7 protein-coding genes are annotated in these 6,412 nt (G+C 37.8%); 6 read left to right on the top strand and 1 reads right to left on the bottom strand.

From position 1 onward, the window contains the following. Positions 1-169 precede the first annotated feature (169 nt). Positions 170-916 carry a Uma2 family endonuclease gene (locus tag ACIR310F_RS0118115; RefSeq protein ID WP_028085051.1) on the top strand — a complete coding sequence of 249 codons (747 nt, stop codon included), beginning with the start codon at positions 170-172 and terminating at the stop codon, positions 914-916. 272 nt (positions 917-1,188) lie between these two features. Here the strand turns inward: ACIR310F_RS0118115 and ispG are convergent, their stop codons facing one another. Further along, positions 1,189-2,415 (bottom strand): (E)-4-hydroxy-3-methylbut-2-enyl-diphosphate synthase, encoded by a 1,227-nt coding sequence (gene ispG / locus ACIR310F_RS0118110; RefSeq protein ID WP_028085050.1) that lies wholly within the window; start codon positions 2,413-2,415, stop codon positions 1,189-1,191. Between the two features lie 225 nt (positions 2,416-2,640). On the opposite strand from ispG, the gene ACIR310F_RS0118105 reads away from it, so the two are divergent. The 5 genes from ACIR310F_RS0118105 to rnc all read left to right on the top strand — a co-directional run bounded on the left by ACIR310F_RS0118105 (position 2,641) and on the right by rnc (position 5,990). Then, positions 2,641-2,916, top strand: coding sequence for a ribbon-helix-helix domain-containing protein (locus ACIR310F_RS0118105; protein ID WP_028085049.1), 276 nt, complete (start codon positions 2,641-2,643; stop codon positions 2,914-2,916). Next, on the top strand, positions 2,913-3,257 hold the full coding sequence (locus ACIR310F_RS0118100; RefSeq protein WP_028085048.1) for a type II toxin-antitoxin system PemK/MazF family toxin: 345 nt from the start codon (positions 2,913-2,915) through the stop codon (positions 3,255-3,257). The genes ACIR310F_RS0118105 and ACIR310F_RS0118100 overlap by 4 nt, the downstream gene beginning before the upstream one ends. A gap of 446 nt (positions 3,258-3,703) precedes the next feature. Further along, positions 3,704-4,297 carry a hypothetical protein gene (locus tag ACIR310F_RS0118095; protein ID WP_028085047.1) on the top strand — a complete coding sequence of 198 codons (594 nt, stop codon included), beginning with the start codon at positions 3,704-3,706 and terminating at the stop codon, positions 4,295-4,297. A 90-nt stretch (positions 4,298-4,387) separates the two neighbouring features. Next, on the top strand, positions 4,388-5,140 hold the full coding sequence (locus tag ACIR310F_RS0118090) for a cobalt-precorrin-6A reductase (protein WP_028085046.1): 753 nt from the start codon (positions 4,388-4,390) through the stop codon (positions 5,138-5,140). A gap of 163 nt (positions 5,141-5,303) precedes the next feature. Beyond that, positions 5,304-5,990, top strand: coding sequence for a ribonuclease III (rnc, locus tag ACIR310F_RS0118085; RefSeq protein ID WP_028085045.1), 687 nt, complete (start codon positions 5,304-5,306; stop codon positions 5,988-5,990). The last annotated feature ends 422 nt before the right edge of the window (positions 5,991-6,412 follow it).

The following is a 6,412-nucleotide window of genomic DNA, read 5'->3' as shown; positions in this document are numbered from 1 at the left end:
TTGAAGATAGGACTAAAGTCCTCACTACGATTTCATTTGAAGATAGGACTAAAGTCCTCACTACGATTTTATTTGAAGATAGGACTAAAGTCCTAACTACGATTAGATCCATAGTAAGACTTATGGCCTTAGCCTGAAAGTTCGTTATTAAAATTTAGGATAGTGAAAAATGTATCAAATAGATCCGCCACTTTCTCCTAAAGCAACATTACCCACAATGTATGATCTTCCTAGTGAGGATTCGGAGGAACCTGGTTTGCCAGATCAATTTCATGTATTTCAACCACAACTATTAACAGACACATTTTGTCCTCCTAACTATAATTGGCAGGAAGTATTTACAGGAACAGACATAAATCTCTATTATGATTTGCGTCATACCTCATGGTATAAAAGACCAGACTGGTTTGCAGTTTTAGGAGTGCCATATCTGTATGAAAATAGAGATATAAGATTAAGTTATGTAGTGTGGCAAGAAGCAGTAAACCCTTATATAGTTGTTGAATTGCTATCACCAGGAACAGAAAAAGAAGATTTAGGACAAGGGTTAAGAGATACGGAAAAACTGCCGGGAAAATGGCACGTTTATGAACAAATTTTGAGAGTACCTTATTACGCAATATTTGACAGATACCGATCAAAATTTAGGATGTTTAAGTTAAATGGGGGAATTTTTACAGAAATAGAATTAGTAGATAATCGTTTTTGGATTCCTGGAATAGAATTAGGCTTGGGGGTATGGGTAGGTAATTATCAAGGTGTAACAATGCCTTGGTTACGTTGGTATGATCAAAACGGAAATTGGATATTAACCAGCGTCGAAAAGGAACGTCAAAAGGCTGAACAGGAAAGACAAAAAACAGAAAGATTAATTGCTCAATTAAGATCATTAGGTGTAGAACCTGATTTAGAGTAATAATAATATTATTAAGGGGATGCGGGCAAGACTTGTACTGAGCTTGTCGAAGTATGCCCGCACCACAGTAAACTTTAGTAAACTTTTGGGTATTGTTTTTATTGGCAAGTTCCTAATTATGAAAATCCTAAAATCCTGTAAATCTTCATCCTGAGGAAGAAATCAAAAATCATTTTTTTACCTCTTCCCCCTCAAAAATTATTAACTTTCTTTGTAGTTAGTTTAAAAAAATAAGTAATCTCACAGGGGGACAGAAGTAAAAGTTTGATAAATTAAGGTTCTACCCAACGTCCGTCTGCTTTAATCAGATTAATCAACTCTTCTACCCCTTGGGTTTCTGGAACTTTTTTAATTTCTTCCCGACCACGATATAGAGAAATGTAACCGGGGGTTTTACCAACATAACCATAGTCAGCGTCGGCCATTTCTCCGGGTCCATTGACAATACAACCCATCACAGCAATATCTAAACCAGTTAAATGTTTGGTGGCTTCTCTAACTGTGTGCAGCACTTCCTCTAAATTAAATAAAGTCCGTCCACAAGAAGGACAAGCGACATATTCAACCATTGTTTTCCGCAGACCTAAAGCTTGCAGAATGCTGTAACAAACGGGAATTTCTTTTTCTGGTGCTTCTGTCAAAGATACACGAATTGTATCACCAATACCGTCAGCTAGTAAGGTGGCAATACCGGCGGTGGATTTAATTCTACCATATTCTCCATCCCCTGCTTCGGTCACGCCTAGATGGAGAGGATAGTCCATACCCAAATCATCCATACGTTTGGCCATGAGACGATATGCAGCCACCATAACAGGAACTCGTGAGGCTTTCATGGAGATGACGACATTATGAAAATCCAAAGATTCACAAATGCGGATAAACTCTATGGCAGATTCTACCATGCCTTCTGGTGTATCACCATAGGTAAATAACATTCTTTCCGCTAAAGAACCATGATTTACGCCAATTCGCATGGCTTTACCTTGATCACGCAAGGAAATTACCAGCGGGGCTAAAGTTTCACGGATTTTTTCACCAATTTCGTCAAATTCAGCTTTTGTATATTCGGTGCGGCTGGTATTGGGTTTTTCAAATACATACAACCCTGGATTAATTCGCACTTTTTCAATATGCTTGGCGACTTCTAAAGCGATTTTCATACCATTGTGATGGACATCAGCCACAATTGGTACATCACGATAAGTTTGAATTAATTTCTGTTTAATTTCTGCCAATGCTTTAGCGTGTCCAAGACTGGGGACTGTAACACGGACAATTTCGCAGCCTATTTCATGGAGACGACGAATACCGGCTACAGAACCGTCAATATCTAGGGTGTCTTCATTGATCATTGATTGTACCACCACTGGGTATCCCCCCCCAATAATCACATCCCCCACTTTGACAGCGCGGGTTTTGCGGCGTTTAATAGTGGTATCAAAGGCTGGTTGACTAGATGTAGTTTTGCTAATTTCCAGAGTTGACAGAGTTTGCATAATCTCAACAGGTAGATTTTCTGTAATTAAAATATCAGATTGCCAGAGGTTATACTTCTCAGATTGCCACAATTGGTGGTGTTTTAGGTGATAAATTAGAAAAGTATCCGAGAAAATTGAGAATAAACAATTGAGAATGACTAATTTTTAATTTTTAATTTTGTGTGATGCGGAAAACGATATGATATAAGGCATCACTTCAGTCATCAAAATAATGAACGCGCCATGAAAACAGAAACCGTTCGCACGACGTTAACCATTCCCAGAGAACTCCTAGAAGCCACAGATAAAGCGGTTATGGAAGGAAAAGCTAAAAATCGCAATGATTTTGTCGCCCAGGCTTTACGAAGGGAACTAGCCATACAGAAGCGTTCTGAAATTGATGCCGCATTGGCAGAAATGGCTAATGATCCAGATTATCAGGCTGAAGTCCTCAAACTAGAGGTAGAATTTGCTACAGCCCAGTGGGAGGCGTTGCAGTTAGGGGAATCTCCAAGATGAGAAGGGGTGAGGTGTATGATGCTCGTTTAGAAACGACTGAAGGCTCAGAACAAGGAGGAACTCGTCCAGTGATTATTGTTAGTCGTGATGTGATTAATCTATCCAGCCCAGTAGTTTTAGCAGTACCTTGTACCACCTATCAAGACGGGAAGCGAGTTTACCCCACTCAAGTTTTAATTTTAGCACCAGATGGCGGTCTCAAGAAGGACTCGATCGCAATGGCAGATCAGGTGCGGGTATTATCTAAGACCCGCTTTTTGCGATTACGAGGTGTACTTTCTGAGGTTGTTATGGCACATCTGGAACAAGCTTTGTTAATTGCGTTAGATCTACCGGGGTGATGAGTAATTAAAATTATACTTTATTCCCAGGAGACTTTACCGCTAAAAAGGGGATAAAGCGAAAATTTGCGTGGAGAATTGCGGATTAATAAGTGCTGTATATGACAAAATCCCCGCTCCACGTATTTCGGGAACTTACTCAACAGGTAGATGAAAGTCAGCGGATTTTGGCTGAATATCAAATCATATCCTGATTAAGAAGTGAAAATCTGCGCCAGTTTCCCTACATCATATCGTCAATTTAAAAAAACAAAACTTATACTCAAAATTAAAGTAGATCTGTTGCACAATTGTTTCTGTGGTATGATAAATAGTTTTAGGTTTTATGTATTTTTGGGTGTTCTTTGCGATTGTAAATTCAACCATAGCGGTGTAATTATAACTTTTATCTAAAATTAAGCAAACCTCCAATGATAACATGAAATTAATTCTTTCAGAGGTCTAGTATGTCTGAACCAGTAAAAATATCAAAGAATTTAAAACAACATTCTCCAGAAAAAGACCGAGAAGAAAAATTGATGAATGAGGTGCTTATTTTGATAAAAACTTTAGTTTATAATGAAGAAATCACAATTAAATTGCTTATAGATTGTTTATATGATATCGGTGTCACCAATTTAATTAACCAAAAGTTTCAGTTGGGAACTCTCAATAAAACTCTGAAATTTATGACCAAAATATCTAAACCAGTGGTGAAAATATTGGCTTGGAAATGGGTTAAAAATAATTGTCCTCAGTTGATTACTGGATGGTTAAAAAGTAAAGTTGCATTTCCTAAAGAGGAAGCACGGAAAATAGAGGTGATGGTAGAAAATGAACCTGAAAATATAGCTGCTAGTTCCCAAATTATAGATCAAAATCAGGTCAAACGTCTGAATTTTCAGGTAAAATTGCTAATAAGTCTTTTAATAGCTATGCTGACAATATTTACTGGTAGTTCGATTTGGTTATTAGTTGCATTACAACAATCTCATCTACAAACTGTGGAAAAATTACAAAACCAAGTTAAAACTCTAGAATCTAGTCTGAATCAACATTAGTTATTAAAGGTGAAAAATATCATAGTAGGTGCAGATTTATTTGATGCAGTAAATAGTAAACATCCAAAGTTCAAAGTTAACAAAATTGATATGTTGCGCGTTTTAATTTTAGGTGGAATTGGTGATGCGGTCGAGTTGGCTGCTAAGGTAGCAAATATTCACGGTATTGAGGCGATCGCCTCTTTAGCTGGTAGTACCCGTAAACCTACCCTTCCCCTTGGTAATGTGAGGATTGGCGGTTTTGGTGGTGTAGCGGGATTGACTACTTATCTCCGAGAAATGCACATTGATTTATTAATTGATGCTACTCATCCTTTCGCTGATCAGATTTCTGCAAATGCAGCCATAGCCGCAGAGGAAGTGGGTATTCCGCGATTAATGGTAATTCGTCCACCTTGGGAAAAATTAGAGGGTGATAACTGGTTAGAAGTGGAAAATAATTTGGCCGCAGCAGCAGCCTTATCAAATCAATCTCAACGAGTATTTTTAACAATTGGTAGACAAGAAATTGCTACTTTTGCAAATTTAGCAGAAATTTGGTTTTTAATGCGGATGATTGATCCCCCAGATGCCAATGCCATAGTACCACCCGGTTTGATCATAAGCGATCGCGGTCCCTTTAATTTAGAAAAGGAAGAGGAAATTTTACTCAAATACAATATAGATACTATTGTGAGCAAAAATAGCGGTGGTAGTGCCACATATCCTAAAATTATCGCCGCCCGGAAACTAGGTATAAAAGTTGTGATGGTCAAACGTCCACCTATACCCCCAGGAGAACAAGTTCCAGATGTAGAAAGCGCTGTAAAATGGCTTTTGAATCTGACGGGGGGAGAAAAATAGTGGTGCTTGATTACTGAATCTATACTGCATTAATTTAAATTTATCTAATTAAAGCGGACAGGATGTCCGCACCACAAGAGCCATACCACAAGAGCCATATAAGGATTCTACAAACTGCACTTAGTGGTTTTTTCATTTTCAACATAGTTAATATATAAAACAAATGCACAAACTTCTCACATTTAATAATGAAAAACTTCTCCGTCAAGCGCTTACCCACCGTTCTTATGTCAATGAAAACCCAGGAGAAGGGGAACACAATGAACGCTTAGAATTTCTTGGTGATGCTATACTCAATTTTATCAGTGGACAATATCTTTATTGTCGTTATCCCGAAAAAGGAGAGGATGAATTAACTCGTTTGCGCTCTGCATTAGTAGAAGAAAAACAATTAGCAAAATTCGCCCTTGAAATAGGTATAGAATTGAGAATGAGATTAGGAAAAGGGACAATTAGAGATGGAGGTTTTCAAAATCCTAACTTACTCAGTAGCACCTTTGAAGCAGTAATTGGTGCTTATTATTTAGATCACAATTGTGATGTTGACACAGTTCGCGCCATTGTCGAACCATTATTTGATTCTGCATCAAAACATATTGTTGAAACTCGCTCAAATGTAGACTCTAAAAACCAATTGCAAGAATGGGTACAAAGGGAAGTAACTCTAAATCCTCCTAAATATGTGACAGAACATATAGGAGGACCATCTCACGCCCCAGAATTTATTGCTAAGGTATTAATTGATGGAAAAGAATATGGTGAAGGTAAAGGACGTAGTAAAAAAGATGCAGAAAAAGCTGCTGCTGAAGACGCACTAGCTAAATTAAAAAAACGAGGTTTACTAACTTAATCAATTGGGTATTACTAACGAGGTTCTGATCATCTAAAAACCCGATCAAGATTGACCGGGTTATAGTGAATTTGCAGCTTTCAAATGATTAAAGTAAAGTAAGTGAATCTAAATTACTAAAGGTGGACTTGTGGAAACACAAACACAGCATCTCTACGTCTTTCCGCTCTGGGATTTGGCCTCGCCACTCACAATTGGCTACTTGCCACTTGATCATCAATAATGCTGTAATTTGCTGGGCTGATGACAGGGGACACTAGATCATTCGCCCTTTTTGGTTGGTTTCTTATCTGTTTGGTGTCCTATGGATTTAATATATCATTTGATTTTGCTGGTGGAATCTGTTCTTTACATTTATTAACATTATTAACAAATAAGTAGATTAGCGTTAAAAATTGTCGTTATGACAAGGGAACAGGGAA

Source organism: Dolichospermum circinale AWQC310F, assembly GCF_000426925.1.
In the GTDB taxonomy this organism is placed as follows: domain Bacteria; phylum Cyanobacteriota; class Cyanobacteriia; order Cyanobacteriales; family Nostocaceae; genus Dolichospermum; species Dolichospermum circinale.
This window is presented reverse-complemented; position numbering and strand designations above follow the sequence as displayed.

Coding starts and splice junctions, on each gene's coding strand:
- ACIR310F_RS0118115 (WP_028085051.1), top strand. CDS start 170: ATGTATCAAATAGATCCGCCACTTTCTCCTAAAGCAACATTACCCACA.
- ACIR310F_RS0118090 (WP_028085046.1), top strand. CDS start 4,388: ATGTTGCGCGTTTTAATTTTAGGTGGAATTGGTGATGCGGTCGAGTTG.
- ACIR310F_RS0118095 (WP_028085047.1), top strand. CDS start 3,704: ATGTCTGAACCAGTAAAAATATCAAAGAATTTAAAACAACATTCTCCA.
- ACIR310F_RS0118105 (WP_028085049.1), top strand. CDS start 2,641: ATGAAAACAGAAACCGTTCGCACGACGTTAACCATTCCCAGAGAACTC.
- ispG (WP_028085050.1), bottom strand. CDS start 2,415: ATGCAAACTCTGTCAACTCTGGAAATTAGCAAAACTACATCTAGTCAA.
- rnc (WP_028085045.1), top strand. CDS start 5,304: ATGCACAAACTTCTCACATTTAATAATGAAAAACTTCTCCGTCAAGCG.
- ACIR310F_RS0118100 (WP_028085048.1), top strand. CDS start 2,913: ATGAGAAGGGGTGAGGTGTATGATGCTCGTTTAGAAACGACTGAAGGC.